This window comes from Microvirga sp. 17 mud 1-3 (genome assembly GCF_003151255.1).
In the GTDB taxonomy this organism is placed as follows: domain Bacteria; phylum Pseudomonadota; class Alphaproteobacteria; order Rhizobiales; family Beijerinckiaceae; genus Microvirga.
Map to the genome: position 1 here is coordinate 4013074 of NZ_CP029481.1, position 16997 is coordinate 4030070.

Here is a 16997-nt window from a genome sequence, read left to right on the forward strand (position 1 = left end):
ACGAGCCTCCCATGACAGCGCCCTCCCGCACCGGCGGCCAGATCCTTGTCGATCAGCTCCTCGTCCACGGGGTCGATCACATCTTCTGTGTGCCGGGGGAGAGCTATCTCGCGGCTCTCGACGCGCTGCACGACGCGGACATCAACGTTACGGTCTGCCGCCAGGAAGGCGGCGCCGCCATGATGGCCGAGGCCTACGGGAAGCTCACCGGACGCCCGGGCATCTGCTTCGTGACCCGCGGCCCCGGCGCGACTAACGCATCGCCCGGCCTGCACATCGCCAAGCAGGATTCGACGCCGATGATCCTGTTCGTCGGCCAGATCGAGCGCGGCATGCGCGAGCGCGAGGCCTTCCAGGAACTGGATTACCGCGCCGCCTTCGGGGCCATGGTCAAATGGGCGACGGAAGTCGACGACCCGGCCCGCTTCCCCGAGATCGTGTCCCGCGCCTTCCATGTGGCCACCTCGGGCCGTCCCGGCCCGGTCGTGATCGCGCTGCCCGAGGACGTGCTCACCGAGGTCGCGGCGGTTGCGGACGCGCCGCGCTATGCGGTTGTCGAGAGCAGCCCCGCTCCCGAGCAGATGGCCCATCTGCAGGAGCTCCTACAGGGCGCCGAGCGCCCCATCGTTCTCCTGGGCGGCAGCCGCTGGTCGAAGGAAGCCGCCGAAGAATTCGCGCGCTTCGCGGCCGATTTCAAAGTGCCGGTCGCCTGCACGTTCCGCCGCCAGATGCTCTTTTCGGCCGATCACCCGTCCTATGCGGGCGATCTCGGCCTCGGTGTCAATCCGAAGCTCGTGGAGCGCATCCGGGATGCCGACCTGATCCTGCTCGTGGGCGGGCGCCTGTCCGAGATCCCGAGCCAGTCCTACACCCTGCTCGACATTCCCGCGCCGAAGCAGAAGCTCGTCCATGTCCATCCGGACCCGAGCGAGCTCGGGCGCGTCTACAGCCCGTCTCTGGCAATCAACGCCTCGCCGGCCGCCTTCGTGTCCGCCCTGAAGGCCCTGAAGGCGCCCGCCTCGGTTCGCTGGAGCGAGGGCACCGAGGCCCTTCATGCGAGCTACCTGTCCTGGAGCGATCCCACCAAGATCCGCCATCCGGGCAACCTGCAGATGGGCGAGGTGATGGCCCTTCTGCGTGAGGCGCTGCCGGCCGACACGATCTTCTGCAACGGCGCCGGCAACTTCGCCACGTGGATCCACCGTTTCTGGCCGTTCCGCCATTACGGCACGCAGCTCGCGCCGACCTCCGGCTCCATGGGCTACGGCGTGCCCGCCGCGGTCGGCGCCAAGCGAATCCAGCCGAACAGCCCGGTCGTGGTCTTCGCGGGCGACGGCGACTTCCTCATGAACGGCCAGGAATTTGCGACCGCCGTGCAGTACGACCTGCCGATCCTGGTCGTGCTTCTCGATAACGGCATGTACGGCACGATCCGCATGCATCAGGAGCGCGAATATCCCGGCCGCGTCTCGGCCACGATGCTGAAGAACCCGGATTTCGCCGCCTATGCCAAGGCGTTCGGCGGCTACGGCGAGCGGGTGGAGACGACCGAGGAATTCGGGCCGGCGCTCGAACGCGCCCTGACTTCGAGCAAACCCGCCATCCTCCACTGCATCCTGGATCCGGAGGCGATCACGCCTTCCCTGTCGCTCTCGCAGATCCGCGAGAAGGCGCTGGCGAGCCGGGCCTGAGAGCGCTCACTTCATGACCGATCGGGCTTCGCGGCGGCCTTGCCCCGCGAAGACGTCGAGCATTTGCCACGACATTGACGATCCGGCGGGACGGCTCCTATAAGGGGGCCGGCATTTCGCCTGGAGTTTTTATGCGCAGAGAGACCGAGTCCCGGTAAGGCCCGCCTCAGGACAGGCGGGCGACGGCTTTTTCCAAGCCGAACGCGCATGCGCGCGCATTCTCTGACAATCCCAAAGACTTCCAGGTTTTCCCGTGAACGTTTCACGCAATGGACAGCGCGTGCTCCACGTGCTCGCTCAGGGCGGCGTCATCCGTCATTACAAGGACGAGAACGGCCGCCTCTCCGAAATCGAATGCCTCACCCGTGAAGGGTGGCTTCTCTCGCTCTGTACGATGGAGCTTTTCAGAACCCTGCGCAGCAAGGGCCTGATCGCATCCTCGAACGGCGGCCCCTATCGCATCACGCGGCGGGGGCTGACGGCCGTGAGAAGCCGCCCCGACAATCGCTAAGACCAAAAAAAGGGGAGGCCCTGTGCGGCCTCCCTGTTCGTTTCGTCCCGGCAGCGGATCGCATCCGGTTAAGTCCGGGTCGTCAGGCCGCCTTCGCCTCTTCCAGGTGCTTTGCCACGAGGGTGCGCAGGGAGCGCAGGTCCTTCACGAAGGAGCGGATGCCCTCGGAGAGCTTTTCGGTCGCCATCGCGTCCTCGTTGAGGGCGAAGCGGAAGCTCTTCTCGTCGAGGCGCGGCACAGGGGCGACCTTGGCGACGCCCTCGGGCGAGAGCTTGCGCGGCAGGTCGCCCTCGGCTTTCGCCAGCTCGTCGAGGAGCGCGGGCGAGATGGTGAGCCGGTCGCAGCCGGCCAGCGCCTCGATCTCAGCCGTATTGCGGAAGGAGGCGCCCATCACGACGGTCTCGATGCCCTGCGCCTTGTAGGATTCGTAGATGCGGCGCACGGAGAGCACGCCCGGGTCGGTCTCGCCCGTATAGGGCCCGCCGCCCGCCTTCACGTGCCAGTCGAGGATGCGACCGACGAAGGGCGAGATGAGAAACACGCCAGCCTCGGCGCAGGCCTGCGCCTGGACCTGGCTGAACAGGAGGGTGAGGTTGCAGTCGACGCCTTCCTTCTGGAGGATCTCGGCGGCCCGGATGCCCTCCCAGGTGGATGCGATCTTGATCAGGATGCGCTCGCGGCCGATCCCGCGCACCTCGTAGGCCTTGATGATCGCCCGAGCCTTCTCGACGGTCGCGGCCGTGTCGAAAGACAGGTCCGCATCGACCTCGGTCGAGACCCGCCCAGGCACAATGCCGGCGAGTTCCGCCCCGAAGGCGACGGCGAGGCGGTCGCAGATGGCCCCGACGACGCCCTCGCGGGAGCCGGCCTGGGAGCGGCCCCAGTTCAGGGCCTCGTCGACGATCGACGCATAGGCCGGGGTCTCGACGGCCTTGAGGAGGAGGGTCGGATTGGTGGTGCAATCCTGGGGCTTCAGGCGGCGCACCGCATCGAGATCGCCCGTATCGGCGACGACGACCGTCATGGCGCGCAATTGGTCAAGTTTGGAGGGCATTGGGGGCTCCATGGTTCTTTGAAAGCAGCCTTAGACCGTCTCACGGGCCGCGTGAAGCCCAGGAACGCCTTCAAAAATGCCGCGATTCGCCTTCACCCGATCGAGAATGAAATCGTGAACCTCCTCGACCCGCCGGAGGCTGCGCACCTCCGCATGGGTGACGAGCCAGTAGGTGCGAGAATAGGCGATGTCCGGCAGGATCCGGCGAAGCTCGGGGAACCGCCCCACCGCATAGTCGTGCAGGATCCCGATGCCCGCCCCGGCGCGCACGGCCTCCATCTGGGCGACGACGCTGGCGCATTCGAACCGCCGGGCCGTGACCTTTTCGAGCCCGGAGAAATAGTCGAGGAGCGGGCTGTAGAGGAGATCCGGCACGTAAGTGACGAGGGTCCGTCCCGCGAGATCTGTCTGATCCACGATGGGCCCGTGCCGGCACAGATAATCCTCGGAGGCGTAGAGGCTCAGCCGGTAATCCGTGAGCTTGCGCGAGACTAGGCGGCCCTCCGTCGGCCGCTCCAGCGTGATGGCGATGTCCGCCTCCCGCTTCGACAGGGAGAAGGTGCGCGGCAAGGCCACGAGCTGGAGGGTGAGGTCGGGATGGCGCTCCGCGAGCCGGCCGAGCTCGGGCGCCAGGAAATAGGTGCCGAGCCCGTCCGGTGCCCCGATCCTGACCGTGCCCGAGAGGGCGAAATCGGACCCGCCGATCTCACTCGCCACGGCGAGCGCCTGGCTTTCCATGCTCTCGGCCTTGGCGAGCAGGCGCTCTCCCTGCTCGGTCAGGGCATAGCCCTGGGGACTGCGCTCGAACAGCTTGGCCTTGAGGGCCCCTTCGAGCGCGCCGATGCGACGCGAAACCGTGGTATGGTCCGCTTCGAGCTGGCGCGAGGCCGCCGTGAGCCGTCCCGCCCGCGCGACGGCCAGGAAGAAACGGAGATCGTCCCAATCGAAGGCACTCATTCGGGCAACGGCTCCATATTGGGATTCTCGCACAACGCACCTTCATTATCGCCCATAGTCGTGCGATTTTGACAATGGTAGACAAGCGTCACCCAAAATTTCTCCAGGAGGATAAACGCCATGCGCGAGATCGGACATTTCATCGGCGGCAAGCACGTTCCCGGCAAGTCCGGCCGCACGGCGGATGTTTTCCAGCCCATGACGGGCGAGGTCATCGCCAAGGTCGCGCTCGCGTCCCGCGATGAGCTGCGCCAGGCGGTCGAGAACGCCAAGGCCGCCCAGCCGGCCTGGGCCGCCACCAACCCGCAGCGCCGCGCCCGCGTCCTGATGAAGTTCCTGGAACTGATCGCCAAGGAAATGGACCCGCTGGCCGAGCTGCTCGCCCGCGAGCACGGCAAGACGATCTCGGACGCCAAGGGCGACATCCAGCGCGGCGTCGAGGTGGCCGAGTTCTGCACCGGCATCCCGCACCTGATGAAGGGCGAATATACGGAAGGCGCCGGCCCCGGCATCGACATGTATTCGATCCGCCAGCCGCTGGGCGTAGTGGCCGGCATCACGCCGTTCAACTTCCCGGCCATGATCCCGCTCTGGAAGCTCGCGCCGGCTATCGCCTGCGGCAACGCCTATATCCTCAAGCCGTCCGAGCGTGATCCGGGCGTGCCCATGCGCCTCGCCGAGCTGATGATGGAAGCGGGCCTCCCGGCCGGCATCCTCAATGTGGTCAACGGCGACAAGGAATCGGTCGACGGCATCCTGGACGATCCGGACATCAAGGCGGTCGGCTTCGTGGGTTCCTCGGCCATTGCCGAATACGTCTATGCCCGCGCGGCCGCGAATGGGAAGCGCGCCCAGTGCTTCGGCGGCGCGAAGAACCACATGATCATCATGCCCGACGCCAACATGGACCAGGCCGTGGATGCGCTGATCGGCGCCGGCTACGGCTCGGCGGGCGAGCGCTGCATGGCGGTCTCGGTAGCGGTTCCGGTCGGCAAGGCCACGGCCGACGCGCTCATGGACAAGCTGATCCCGCGGGTGGAAAGCCTTAAAGTCGGCCCGTCCACGGACCCGGCCGCCGATTTCGGTCCCCTCGTCACCCGCGCCCACCTGGAGAAGGTGCGTTCTTACGTCGATCTCGGCGTGCAGGAAGGCGCCAAGCTCGTGGTGGACGGCCGGAACTTCAAGATGCAGGGCTACGAGAACGGCTTCTACATGGGCGGCTGCCTCTTCGACGACGTGCGCCCCGATATGCGCATCTACAAGGAAGAGATCTTCGGGCCCGTGCTCTCGGTGGTCCGCGCCAAGAACTACGAGGAGGCGCTGCGCCTGCCGACCGAGCACGAATACGGCAACGGCGTCGCGATCTATACCCGTGACGGCGACGCGGCCCGCGACTTCGCCGCAAAGGTCGACGTGGGCATGGTCGGCATCAACGTGCCGATCCCGGTGCCGCTGGCCTATTACACCTTCGGCGGCTGGAAGCGCTCCGGCTTCGGCGACCTCAACCAGCACGGTCCCGACGCGATCCGCTTCTACACCAAGACCAAGACGGTCACGTCCCGCTGGCCGTCCGGCACCAAGGAAGGCGCCGAATTCGCCATTCCGACGATGCAATGAGGATGGCTTGAAAGCCTCCCGTCACAAGGCCCTGGCCGCCGCTCTCACCCTGGGAGCGGCGGTTTTTTCTTGGCAGGCTTGCGCCTTTCTTCCTCACGACCGCACGTGAAAGCCTCCATCCGCACACGGGATGGGGCTCTTGGTGGCAAACCTGCCTGCCCTAGATCGAAAGTCATGCTTGCCCGGACGCCACTTGGTATGACGATTGCGCCATGACCCAGTTCTCTCTCACTGACGATCAGATCGCCGTCCGCGACATGGCTCTCGCATTCGCGGCGGACAACCTCGCGCCCCATGCCCTTGAATGGGACGAGAAGAAGCATTTTCCCGTCGACGTGATGCGCGAGGCAGCCGCCCTTGGTATGGCGGCGATCTATACCCGCGACGATGTGGGTGGGTCCGGCATGACGCGGCTCGATGCGGCGTTGATCTTCGAGGCGCTCGCCACCGGCTGCCCGGCCATTTCGGCCTATCTGTCGATCCACAACATGGCGACCTGGATGATCGACCGCTACGGCTCCGAGGAGCAGCGCCAGCGGTACATCCCCCGTCTTGCGACCATGGAGCTCGTCGCCAGTTATTGCCTGACCGAGCCGGGCTCCGGCTCGGATGCGGCGGCCCTCAAGACGAAGGCAGTGCGCGACGGCGACCATTACGTGGTTAATGGCGTCAAGCAGTTCATTTCCGGCGCGGGCGTCTCGGACATATACGTCACCATGGTGCGCACCGGCGCGGAAGGCCCGTCCGGCATCTCGACCCTCGTGATCGAGAAGGACATGCCCGGCGTCTCGTTCGGAGCGCAGGAAAGAAAAATGGGCTGGAACGCCCAGCCCACCGCCGCCGTGATCTTCGAGGATGTGCGCGTGCCGGTCGCCAACCGTCTCTCGGACGAGGGGATGGGCTTCAAGATCGCCATGTCGGGGCTCGATGGCGGGCGCCTCAATATCGGCGCCTGCTCGCTGGGTGGCGCGCAGGCCGCCCTCGACAAGGCACTCGCTTACGCGAACGACCGCAAGGCCTTCGGCAAGCGTATCGCCGACCTGCAGGCGCTCCAGTTCAAGCTCGCCGACATGGCGACCGAGCTCGAAGCCGCGCGCACCTTCCTCTGGCGCGCCGCCGCCGCCCTCGACGCGAAGACGCTCGATGCCACGAAGCTGTGCGCCATGGCCAAGCGCCTCGCCACCGATACGGGTTTCGAGGTAGCGAACGAGGCACTCCAGATCCACGGGGGCTACGGCTACCTGGCCGATTACGGCATCGAGAAAATCGTGCGCGACCTGCGCGTCCATCAGATCCTCGAGGGTACCAACGAGATCATGCGGCTCATCGTGGCGCGGGACCTCGTCGGGCGCGGCAACCGGTAGGAGAAATCATGACCGACATCGCCTTCATCGGCCTCGGCAACATGGGCGGCCCGATGGCCGCCAACCTCGTCAAGGCCGGGCACAATGTCACCGGCTTCGACCTCGTGCCCGCCTCCTGCGACCAGGCGCGGGCCGACGGCATCGCGGTGGCGGGCTCGGCGCAGGAGAGCGTGCGGGATGCCGCCATCGTCATCACCATGCTGCCTGCCGGAAAGCATGTGCTCTCGGTCTGGAACGACATTCTGCCCGCCGTGAAGCCCGGCACTCTCGTGATCGATTGCTCGACCGTCGATGTGGACAGCGCCCGCAAGGCCCATGCTCTGGCGAAGGAGAAGGGCCTCCCCTCTCTCGATGCCCCGGTTTCGGGCGGTGTCGGCGGCGCCAAGGGTGCGACGCTTACCTTCATGGCGGGCGGTACGGCGGAGGCCTTTGCCCGGGCCGAGCCGATTCTGGCCCAGATGGGCAAGAAGGTCGTCCATTGCGGCGAGGCGGGCGCGGGTCAGGCTGCGAAGATCTGCAACAACATGATCCTGGGCATCTCGATGATCGGCGTGGCGGAAGCCTTCGTGCTGGCCGAGAAGCTCGGTCTCTCGCACCAGGCTTTGTTCGACGTGGCCTCGACCTCGTCCGGGCAGTGCTGGTCGCTGACCACCTATTGCCCCGTCCCGGGCCCCGTTCCCACCTCCCCGGCCAATAACGGCTACAAGCCGGGCTTCGCGGCGGCGCTGATGCTCAAGGATCTGAAGCTCGCCCAGGAAGCGGCCCTGGCCTCCGGAGCCACGACGCCTCTCGGAGCCGAGGCCGCTCAGCTCTACGCCCTGTTCAACAATGCGGGCCATGAAGGCGATGACTTTTCGGGCATCATCAACTTCATTCGCGGGCAAAAGGGCTGATCCCCGGCGGGCCACGTTTGGCCATGACCTAAGGTGAAGCCATCGGGCGAGAAAGCCCTCGCAGGTGTTGCACAGTACCTACAGCTTTCGGCTGCAGGCTCCATTAGGCTCGGCGCCGAACAGAACTCAACCCTTGATTGCCGAGCCCGCTATGGCCCGTTCGCCTGCCCTCACGGCTGATCCGTCTACCGATGCCGCCGCCATGCTGCGCCGCCTCGGGTTTGCGCTTCTGTTCTTCGCCATCCCGATCGCGGCTCTCCTCACCCGGCGCGCCGTAGTGGTTCTTGCGCCCATGGCGGTCATCCTGCTGGTCCTTGCGGCCTTCATCGACGACGGCTCGCGGGGGACCCGCGGCAGGCTCCTGACCGTGTTGACGGCTCCGGCCGGCATGGCTGGCATGGTCCTGCTGCTATGGACTGCCCTGTCCCTGATCTGGACCCCCTTCGTCGAGGAAGCCTCCGAGCGCCTGTTCAACATCTTCGGCATGGCCCTGCTCGGGCTCGCCGGCTACCTGTCGCTGCCGGACCGCATGCGCTCGGCGAACCTCTACATTCTTCCCGTCGGTGTCGCCCTCTCGGCCCTTCTGGGCATGCTGATCGCCTTTCATGGGGATTTCGGCTTCGACCCGGACGGGCAGAGCCTCGAGCGCGGCATGATCGTCCTGGCGCTGTTCGTCTGGCCGGCGGTCACCTGGCTTCATTCCCGCGGGCGAAGTCTGGAGGCGCTGCTCCTTGCCGTCCTCGTCGCCCTCGAGGCCCTCGTGGCGCAGGAGCCCCTCGCGCTCCAGTGCCTCGCGGTTGGTGCTCTGGGTTTCGCTGTCACGGCCATTAGCCCGCGAGGCGGAATCCGCCTGATCGCCCTGGTCATGGCCGGGCTGCTCCTCTTCGCGCCATTCCTGCCGTTCGTCCTGAAGCCCCTGGCGGTTGCGGCCACGGGCGCGGGCTCGCCCCTGACCGCCAGCCTCGATGTGTGGCGTCATGTGGTCCTGGGCGAGCCGCTCCGCCTAGTCACCGGCCATGGCCTCGAAACCGCCCTGCGCGGCCGCTTCTTCGGGCTTCTGCCCGTGAACGCACCCTCCACGGTGCTCTTCGAGATCTGGTACGAGCTCGGCCTCGTCGGCGCGGTGGCAGGGGCTGTCCTCCTCTATTCCGCCATCATGAAATCCGGCGAGCAGCGCCCGATCCTGGCGCCCGGAATCATGGCGACCTTCGCGACCGCTTATGCGTTCGGGTGTTTCGGAATCGGCACCGCCCAGGTCTGGTGGTTCACGGCGCTCGTGCTCGTGGTGCTCATCTTCGTCGCCATCGAGCGCGGGCAGTTCCGCACCAAGCGCCCCAAGGCGGTGTTACACCGTTCCCGTTGATGGAACGCGGCGTTTCGGCCACCCTTGGTGATTGACGGAGCGGGCCTTCCTCTGCTTGGCTTGCCTCCTGCCCATTCTCAGCAAGGGTCTTCCATGCCGATCATCAACCGCATCGCCGATCTCGCCGACGAAATCGCCACGTGGCGCAAGGACTTTCACGAACATCCGGAGCTTCTCTTCGATGTGCACCGGACGGCGGGCATCGTCGCCGACAAGCTCAAGGCCTTCGGTTGCGACGAGGTGGTGACGGGCATCGGCCAGACCGGCGTCGTCGGCGTCATCAGGGGCCGCACCAACACCTCCGGCAAAGTGATCGGCCTGCGTGCCGACATGGACGCGCTCCCCATCGAGGAAGCGACCGACCTGCCCTACAAGTCCAAGACCGCCGGAAAGATGCATGCCTGCGGGCATGACGGCCACACGGCCATGCTGCTCGGTGCCGCGAAATATCTTTCCGAGACCCGCAATTTCGACGGGACGGCGATCATGATCTTCCAGCCTGCCGAGGAAGGCGGCGGCGGTGGCGACGCCATGGTGAAGGACGGCGTCATGGAGCGCTTCGGCGTGCAGGAAGTCTACGGCATGCACAATATGCCCGGGCTGCCGGTCGGCCACTTCGCGATCCGCCCGGGCCCGATCATGGCCGCGGCCGACCGTTTCAGCGTGACGATCGAAGGCAAGGGCGCCCACGCGGCACGTCCTCATGACGGCATCGACACGATCCTGGTGGCAAGCCATGTGGTGACGGCCCTGCAATCCATCGCGTCGCGCAATGTCGATCCGTTGGAATCGGTGGTGGTTTCCGTCTGCGCCATCAAGGCGGGCGAGACCTTCAACGTCATTCCGCAGACGGCAGAACTGCTCGGGACCGTGCGCACCCTGTCGCCCGCCGTTCAGGACCTGGCGGAGAGCCGCATCCGCGCCCTCGTCGACAGCGTCTGCGCCGCCTTCGGCGCCAAGGCGACCGTGACCTACTGGCGCGGCTATCCGGTGACCGTCAACGACACGGAGAAGACCTCCTTCGTCGTGGATGTGGCGAAGCAGGTCGCCGGCGACGGCGCCGTGGATAATGCCGTCGCGCCGATGATGGGCTCGGAGGATTTCTCCTTCATGCTGAACGAGCGCCCCGGCGCCTATATCTTCGTCGGCAACGGCAACACCGCCGGGCTGCACCACCCGGCCTACAACTTCGATGACGAGGCGGCGCCCTATGGCGTGTCGCTGTGGGCCAAGATCGTCGAATCCGGCATGCCGGCCCGCTAAGCGCAGGCTCGAATGAACGATCCACGCCGCCGGCTCGCACCGGCGGCGTTTTGATGTGTGGTGGATGAGGAGATGGGCGTGTCGAAGGCCGCCCGTCAGTCCTTGCAGGACGAGGCCAGCAGGCCCTCGATGTCGATGTAATGCCCGGCGCGGTCGCGCTTGGAGGCCAGATAGCTGACGTTCTCGGCGGTCGGGCGCCCGAGCACGCGGTGGTCCGAAACCACGTCGAGACCGGCCTTCTTCAGGGCTGCGATCTTCTCGGGGTTGTTGGTCAGCACCCGCACGGCCGAAACACCGAGCTTCTGCAGCATGACGGCCGCGAAGGCGAAACCGCGCTGGTCGGCATCGAACCCAAGAACCTCGTCCGCATCGTAGGTGTCATAACCCTGGGACTGGAGCTTGTAGGCGCGGATCTTGTTGGCGATCCCGTTCCCCCGCCCCTCCTGGTCGAGATAGAGCAGGATGCCGCCTTCGTTCTGCGCCATGAAGCGGACAGTCTCCCGCAACTGGTCGCCGCAATCGCATTTGAGGCTGCCGAACAGGTCGCCCGTCAGGCAGGCCGAATGCAGGCGCACCGTCACGGGCTTGGACAGATCGGGAGAACCGACAATGACGGCCACCTGGTCGCGCAGACCCTCGCCGCCACGGAACACCACGAACTCGCTGGTGGGCGCGCCCTCGAGGGGCACGGGCGCACGGCTGACGATCTTGAGATCGGCAGCCTTCGCCTGGCGATGGTTGCGGATATCGGCACCCGCCACGCGGGCGAGCAGCGGATCGATTTCGATTCCGGGGCCTAAGGGCACCACGATCACGGCCGGCAGGAGGAGGGCGAGGCGGGCGAGTTCGAGGGCCTCTTCGTCGGCCGGGCCCGCAGCCCGGACCGGCGCGTCGATGCGCCCGCCGGTCTTGAGGGCGAGCATCTCGATCCGTGCCCGGTCGACGGACGGCAGCGCCATGGACCCCGCACTGTCCCGCTCGAGCCCGAGCCGGCGCAGACGGGCCGGCGGCAGGACGAGATGGGCATGGCCGGCGGCCGCAGCCTCGATGCGCTCTGCCATAGCCTCGTCCAGATCCTCGATGGCGAGCGCCAGCACGTTCCCACCGGCGCCCTCGATCACGACGGGGCGCGCGCTGCGAAATTCCGCGATGGCCCGCTCCACCGCCATGACGGCCGGATCGTCGGACAGGCTCAAAACAAGACGCATCATCCGTTGAACTCGAAGCAGCCGGGCTGCCCTGGCAAAAAGCCGATGCTCCCTGGCGGGAGAAGGCCATTTTCAGCCGGACCTTAGCATGCCCCCCTGTGAAGTCCCTAATGCGGCAGATGGGGAGCCTGCCATGCAGGTTCAACAGGCCTGCCTTTCAGGCGGACGAGGATAAGCGGGACGCGCGCAGGCCCGACAGGAGCCGCCCGTCGATGAGGATCAGGCCGGCCCCGATCAGGCCCATGCCGGCGAAATGCCGGAGCTCGAGCCGTTCCCCGAGGATCAGGCCGCCGAACAGGATGGCGCTGACCGGGATCAGGAACGTGACGAGCCCCACATTCGTGGCGCCGGCCCGGGCGAGAAGGCGGAAGAACAGGATATACGCGAAGGCCGTGGACAGGAGGGCGAGTCCCGCCACGGACAGGAGCGCACCGGCGCTCGGCAGCGGCAGGCTCCAGGGGCGGTCCACCAGGAGCGCCAAGGGCAGGAGGAGGACGCTCGATGCCGTCACCTGCCCGGCCGCGGTCGGCAGGGGTGCCAGGCCCATGGCCTTGAAGCGGCGTCCGAAGACGCCCGCGAACGCATAGGACAGGGCCGCGCCCAGAACCGCGACCTGCGCCGGGATGCTGGCATCGCGGACCTCGAAAGCAGTCGCCCCGATCATGAGGGCGACGCCCGCAAACCCCACGACGACGCCTGCCATGCGCTGGCCTGTCAGCCGCTCGTCGGTCGTAAGGGCATGGGCGACCACGACCGTGAAGAGAGGCGTCGTGGCATTGAGGATGGACGCGAGCCCGCTGGCGATATGGCTTTGTCCCCAGACGATGAGGGTGAACGGGATGGCGTTGTTGAGGATTCCCATGCCGAGGAAGGCCAGCCAGACGCTTCGCTCCCGGGGCAGGCCCATGCCCATGACCGCCAGGACGAGCCTCAGGACGATGGCGGCCAGGACGACCCGAAGTGCCACGATCGTGAGGGGCGGCAATTCCTTCACGGCAATCCCGACGAACAGGAACGACCCGCCCCAGACGACGGACAGGAGAACCAGCAGCGCCCAGTCGGATACCGCCATGGTCTTTTGAACGGGCAATGGATTCATTTCGCCTGCCTTTCGCGCAGACCCTCGATGGCACGGCACGGGGCGGGGGCTCGACCCGTTTCCTGTGGTCAGGACAGGTCGTACCACTCCCCGCCCTGGCGGCAGGCGATCATGGCGCCTTTGCGGGTGCCTTCCGGTCCCTTCCATTCCTGGTTCACGAGGCGGCAGACGAAATCGCCAGGCATGTCGCCCTTCGGCAGGTCCTTGATGCTCACCTTGCCCGACGCACCGGTTTCGGGGTTGCGCCAGGTGGTGCTGCGCCCGCCGGGGCCGTCGATTACGTTCAGGATGGCCTGAGCCTCGATGGGGCGATCCGCCTGGGGGACGATTCGCGTGGCCTCCCGCTCGGCTTCCGCCTGGGCCATGGCGCTCTGAGCCCGCTCGCGGGCGGCGGCCAGCTGGGCCGTCATCGCGCCGGCGGATGCCGCCTGCATGGCAATGCTCGGCGCCGCCGCCAGAAGCCCGATTCCGCCCGACATCGCACCGCTCACCGCAGCGCCGGCGATGGTGGAGGCGAGAGCCATGCCTTGCGTGGCCATGGCCTGGTTCATCTGGTTGTCCAGGGCGCCCGTCAGGCTCGGGCGTTCCATATGGCCTGCCGCCACATCCTGGAGCCGCACCGCGAACTGGCTGAGGCGGATGCTGCTCGACGTGCCGTCTTCGGCTTCCGGCGCGACACTCTGGGCAATGCCGACGGCCGAGCTCGCAATGCCTGTCGGGTCGAGGCGCGCCACCGTGCTTGCGACCTGCGCGCCCGTCGTCTGGTTGCAGGCCGAGAGGGCCAGTGTCAGGACCAGGAGCGGCCCGCGGGTAAGAGTTTTCGACATAGATGCCCTCGTGCGAAGCGAGAGCGTCCTATCATAACGTTATGCCATTCGAGAAGGGCCACACCACAACGTTGCGACATAGGTGGGCCGGAAAGAAACGGTTTACGACGATGACGGGTTCGCGGCCGGCTTTACTCCCCGTTCACTCCTCCGGCGCGAGTGTGGGGCATGACCTGCTCCTCGAACGCCGCGATCATCATGAGCCTGGATTCCTACCCCGACCGATCGTTCCCGGCCTCCGGCCTCGCCGTCCGGCAGCGCGATTCGGGGGACTCGGGCCGCGCCCGCCCGGCCGTCGCCCCGGCGCGACACCGCAGCTTCATTCTCGGGCGCTCCGACGCCAGATTGCGCACCCTGGTCAACCAGGAGGAACGCGACCGCCTGCATTGCTGGTCCATGGTCGTCGCCCTGACCTCCTCGGCAGCCGGACTGGCGCTGCTTCTGACCGCCGCCCTTCAGTAATCTCGACTTCCGCAGAACTCGCAAAAAACCCGGCCTCGGCCGGGTTTTTCGTTCGTCAGGCGACGGGACCGGGATTGGGCGGACTGCCGGGATCGGGAACAGTCGGCTCCGCCGGAGGAAGATCGGGATCGGTGGCGGGGATCTCCGTCGGCTCCCGGACAGGCACCTCGGTTGGAGTGTGCCCGGGCGGGACAGGGTTGGGAATCGGCGTCTGCGGCTGGGGCTGCGGGTCGTAAGGGCCGGGTCCTCGGGTCATGGTGCCTCCTCTCGTCGTGTCCGACGCTAACGGATGGTCCCGGTCTCCGTTCCCTATTGCAGGGGCCAGACCAGCATGATGAGCGGAATGCCGACCACGATGACGATGATCGAGAGTGGCAGGCCGAGGCGCCAGTAATCGCCGAATCGATAGCCGCCGGGCCCCATGACCAGGGTGTTGCACTGATGCCCGATGGGCGTGAGGAAATCGCAGGCTGCGCCGATGGCGACGGCCATCAGGAACGCATCCGGCCGGAACCCCAGCTGATTCGCGAAGCTCGCCGCGATGGGCGCCATGACGAGCACGGTCGCGGCGTTGTTCAGGAAGGGCGTCACGGCCATGGCCGCGACCATGATGAGCACGAGCGCGCCGGTCGGCGGCAGCATGTGGGCGGCCGCGGAAAGCCACGTGGCGATCAGGTCCGTCCCTCCGGTCGTGCGGATGGCCTCGCTGACGGGTATCAGCGCCCCGAGCATGACGATGATGGGCCATTCGATGGTCTCATAGGCCTCCCGCAGGGTGATAGAGCCGAACAGGACCAGCAGGACGCCGGCGCCAAAGAACGCGATGGCGACCGGAAGGATATTGAAGGCAACGAGGGCCATCGCGCCCGCCAGAATTCCAAGCGGCAGGAGACTCCGGCGCGCATTCCCCAGGCGGATCTCCCGCTCGGCCAGCGGCAGGCAGCCCAGATCCTTGAGGGTATCGGGCAGCTTCTTGAGATTGCCCTGAAGCACAAGCACGTCGCCCGGTCGCAGGATGATGGCGCGCAGCCGCTCCTTGAACCGGACGCCGCTGCGGCTCACGGCCAGGAGGTTGACCTGGAAGCGCCTGTAGAGCGCGATGCGCTCCGCCGAGAGATCGATCAGAACCGAGTTCGGCCCGACGATGGCCTCGATGACGCCGATCTCGTCGGAATCTTCATCCGTTTCGGGGCGGCGGTGCTCGCGGCTGAGTTTCAGGCCGGCCCGGGCGACCGCGCTCTCCAGCGCGTCCGATTCGCCCTCCAGGATAAGGACGTCGTTCTCGCGGATCGTGGCGTCCGGCAGCGGGCTCGAGCTGCGGGTCTCGTTGCGGATGATGGCCGCGACCTTCACTTCGCCATTGGCCATCCGGCGCAGGTCCGCCACCGTGAGCCCGACGAGTTCGGAATCGGCGGGAACGCGGGCCTCCGTGACGTAGTCCTTGATGTTGAGCGCCTCGTCCAGGGAGGCCGCACCCTTGCGGCCTTTCGGCAGAAGCCTGTAGCCGAACGCGAGGAAGATCACGCCCGCCAGCGCGATGCCGGCGCCGACCGGCGTGAAGTCGAACATCCGGAAGGGCTCGCCGAGAAGCTCCTCCCTGACCCGTGACACGATGATGTTGGGCGAGGTGCCGACCAGCGTCACGATACCCCCGAGCAGGGACCCGAACGCCATGGGCATGAGGAAGCTCGAGGGAGGCGTGCCGGTGCGCCGCGCGATCTGGAACGCCACGGGAATCATCATCGCCAGGGCGCCGATATTCTTCACGAAGGAAGACAGGAGCGTCACGATGGCCACGAGGGCGACGATCTGGATCTGGGTCGTGCGCAGATAGGGCGCGATGCGGTTCAGCCCCGCCTCAAGCACACCCGATTTCGCGACGGCCGCACTCACCAGAAGCGCGCTCGCGACGATGATCACGATGTCGTCGCTGAACCCCGTAAACGCCTTGTCGGCCGGGACGATGCCGACCAGCACCGCAATCAGGAGAGACGCGGCCGCCACCACATCGTAGCGGAAGCGCCCCCAGACGAAGAGGGCCATCATCCCGGCGACGATGGCGAAGGCTAGGATTTGAGGATATGTCATGAAATGCGCAGGTTAAGGACCGAGACCTCAACGCGCAATGCCGTCCTTTGTGCCGCCTCTTATTGGCTGAGGACGAGCGCCCAGTAGCGTCCGTAGCGGCTGTTCGAATCGGCCCGGGCGAGCCCGATATACCGGGCCTGGGGCATCAGGAGATTCACGTTGTGGCCCGCGGAGGCCTGCCAGCGCTTGATCGCCCCCTCGACCGAGGACGATCCGGCCGAGAGGTTCTCGGCCGAGTACCCGCGGACGCCGAACCGGTCCATGCGGCTGGCGAAGTTTCCATGGCTCAGGCTTCCGGCGGAGGCCACGGCCCGGGCCTGGTATTCCGCCGCCTCGTTGAGGCGCGGATCCACCGCGACCGGGCTCAGGCCCTTGGAGACCCGGTAGGCCGAGATGAGGGATGCGGCCGCAGCGGCATCCTTTGTGGAGCTCGAGAGAACATCGCTCGTCCGCAGAGGCTCGGTGGCGCATCCGGCCAGCGCCAGGGCGCCCAGAAGGCAAAGGACGAAAGCCCGCATCGGAAATCCCCTTGAAGTCTCTTCGGCGGCGTTCGTCGCCGCTCCTCTTGCAAAATACCATTCCGCCGGTCATGTGAACACG

At 66.6% G+C, this 16997-nt stretch carries 16 protein-coding genes; 8 read left to right on the top strand and 8 right to left on the bottom strand.

Translation table 11 applies throughout. The features are described from left to right. Positions 1–11: 11 nt before the first annotated feature. Positions 12–1691 carry a thiamine pyrophosphate-binding protein gene (locus C4E04_RS18815; RefSeq protein WP_109599922.1) on the top strand — a complete coding sequence of 560 codons (1680 nt, stop codon included), beginning with the start codon at positions 12–14 and terminating at the stop codon, positions 1689–1691. Positions 1692–1944: 253 nt separating this feature from the next. Then, positions 1945–2202 carry a YjhX family toxin gene (locus C4E04_RS18820; RefSeq protein ID WP_109599925.1) on the top strand — a complete coding sequence of 86 codons (258 nt, stop codon included), beginning with the start codon at positions 1945–1947 and terminating at the stop codon, positions 2200–2202. A gap of 82 nt (positions 2203–2284) precedes the next feature. Here C4E04_RS18820 and tal read toward each other — a convergent pair whose 3' ends face one another. Together tal and C4E04_RS18830 are read right to left on the bottom strand one after the other, a co-directional pair. Continuing rightward, positions 2285–3256 carry a transaldolase gene (gene tal, locus C4E04_RS18825; protein WP_109599927.1) on the bottom strand — a complete coding sequence of 324 codons (972 nt, stop codon included), beginning with the start codon at positions 3254–3256 and terminating at the stop codon, positions 2285–2287. Between the two features lie 30 nt (positions 3257–3286). Then, positions 3287–4213, bottom strand: a complete 927-nt coding sequence (locus C4E04_RS18830) for a LysR family transcriptional regulator (RefSeq protein WP_109599929.1) — start codon at positions 4211–4213, stop codon at positions 3287–3289. A gap of 120 nt (positions 4214–4333) precedes the next feature. Here C4E04_RS18830 and C4E04_RS18835 point away from each other — a divergent pair, with 120 nt between their 5' ends. From C4E04_RS18835 to C4E04_RS18855, 5 genes are all read left to right on the top strand, one after another. Continuing rightward, complete coding sequence (locus tag C4E04_RS18835) at positions 4334–5830, top strand: CoA-acylating methylmalonate-semialdehyde dehydrogenase (RefSeq protein ID WP_109599931.1); 1497 nt, start codon at positions 4334–4336, stop codon at positions 5828–5830. A gap of 212 nt (positions 5831–6042) precedes the next feature. Continuing rightward, positions 6043–7194: an isobutyryl-CoA dehydrogenase gene (locus tag C4E04_RS18840; RefSeq protein WP_109599933.1), complete on the top strand. Its 1152-nt coding sequence runs from the start codon at positions 6043–6045 to the stop codon at positions 7192–7194. Between the two features lie 8 nt (positions 7195–7202). Then, the gene (gene mmsB, locus C4E04_RS18845; RefSeq protein ID WP_109599935.1) at positions 7203–8087 is read left to right on the top strand and encodes a 3-hydroxyisobutyrate dehydrogenase; all 885 of its coding nucleotides are present in this window, start codon (positions 7203–7205) and stop codon (positions 8085–8087) included. 151 nt (positions 8088–8238) lie between these two features. Further along, a complete protein-coding gene (locus tag C4E04_RS18850) occupies positions 8239–9450 on the top strand; it encodes a peptide ABC transporter permease (RefSeq protein ID WP_109599937.1) in 1212 nt (403 codons plus the stop codon). A gap of 93 nt (positions 9451–9543) precedes the next feature. Beyond that, the gene (locus tag C4E04_RS18855; RefSeq protein ID WP_109599939.1) at positions 9544–10713 is read left to right on the top strand and encodes a M20 aminoacylase family protein; all 1170 of its coding nucleotides are present in this window, start codon (positions 9544–9546) and stop codon (positions 10711–10713) included. A 95-nt stretch (positions 10714–10808) separates the two neighbouring features. Here C4E04_RS18855 and ribA read toward each other — a convergent pair whose 3' ends face one another. From ribA to C4E04_RS18870, 3 genes are all read right to left on the bottom strand, one after another. Beyond that, a complete protein-coding gene (gene ribA, locus C4E04_RS18860) occupies positions 10809–11921 on the bottom strand; it encodes a GTP cyclohydrolase II RibA (protein ID WP_109601298.1) in 1113 nt (370 codons plus the stop codon). 157 nt (positions 11922–12078) lie between these two features. Next, a complete protein-coding gene (locus tag C4E04_RS18865) occupies positions 12079–12993 on the bottom strand; it encodes a DMT family transporter (protein ID WP_109599941.1) in 915 nt (304 codons plus the stop codon). A 95-nt stretch (positions 12994–13088) separates the two neighbouring features. Beyond that, positions 13089–13847 carry a hypothetical protein gene (locus C4E04_RS18870; RefSeq protein ID WP_109599943.1) on the bottom strand — a complete coding sequence of 253 codons (759 nt, stop codon included), beginning with the start codon at positions 13845–13847 and terminating at the stop codon, positions 13089–13091. A gap of 168 nt (positions 13848–14015) precedes the next feature. Between C4E04_RS18870 and C4E04_RS18875 the strand changes: the two genes are divergently transcribed. Continuing rightward, a complete protein-coding gene (locus C4E04_RS18875) occupies positions 14016–14309 on the top strand; it encodes a hypothetical protein (RefSeq protein WP_109599945.1) in 294 nt (97 codons plus the stop codon). 55 nt (positions 14310–14364) lie between these two features. On the opposite strand, the gene C4E04_RS18880 is transcribed toward C4E04_RS18875, so the two are convergent. From C4E04_RS18880 to C4E04_RS18890, 3 genes are read right to left on the bottom strand one after another with little or no spacing between them, the layout of a single operon-like run. After that, entirely contained in the window at positions 14365–14565 is a 201-nt protein-coding gene (locus C4E04_RS18880) for a hypothetical protein (RefSeq protein WP_109599948.1), read from the bottom strand. Positions 14566–14618: 53 nt separating this feature from the next. After that, positions 14619–16397, bottom strand: coding sequence for an SLC13 family permease (locus C4E04_RS18885; RefSeq protein ID WP_109599950.1), 1779 nt, complete (start codon positions 16395–16397; stop codon positions 14619–14621). Positions 16398–16456: 59 nt separating this feature from the next. Continuing rightward, positions 16457–16915: a CAP domain-containing protein gene (locus tag C4E04_RS18890; protein ID WP_109599952.1), complete on the bottom strand. Its 459-nt coding sequence runs from the start codon at positions 16913–16915 to the stop codon at positions 16457–16459. Positions 16916–16997: the final 82 nt, after the last annotated feature.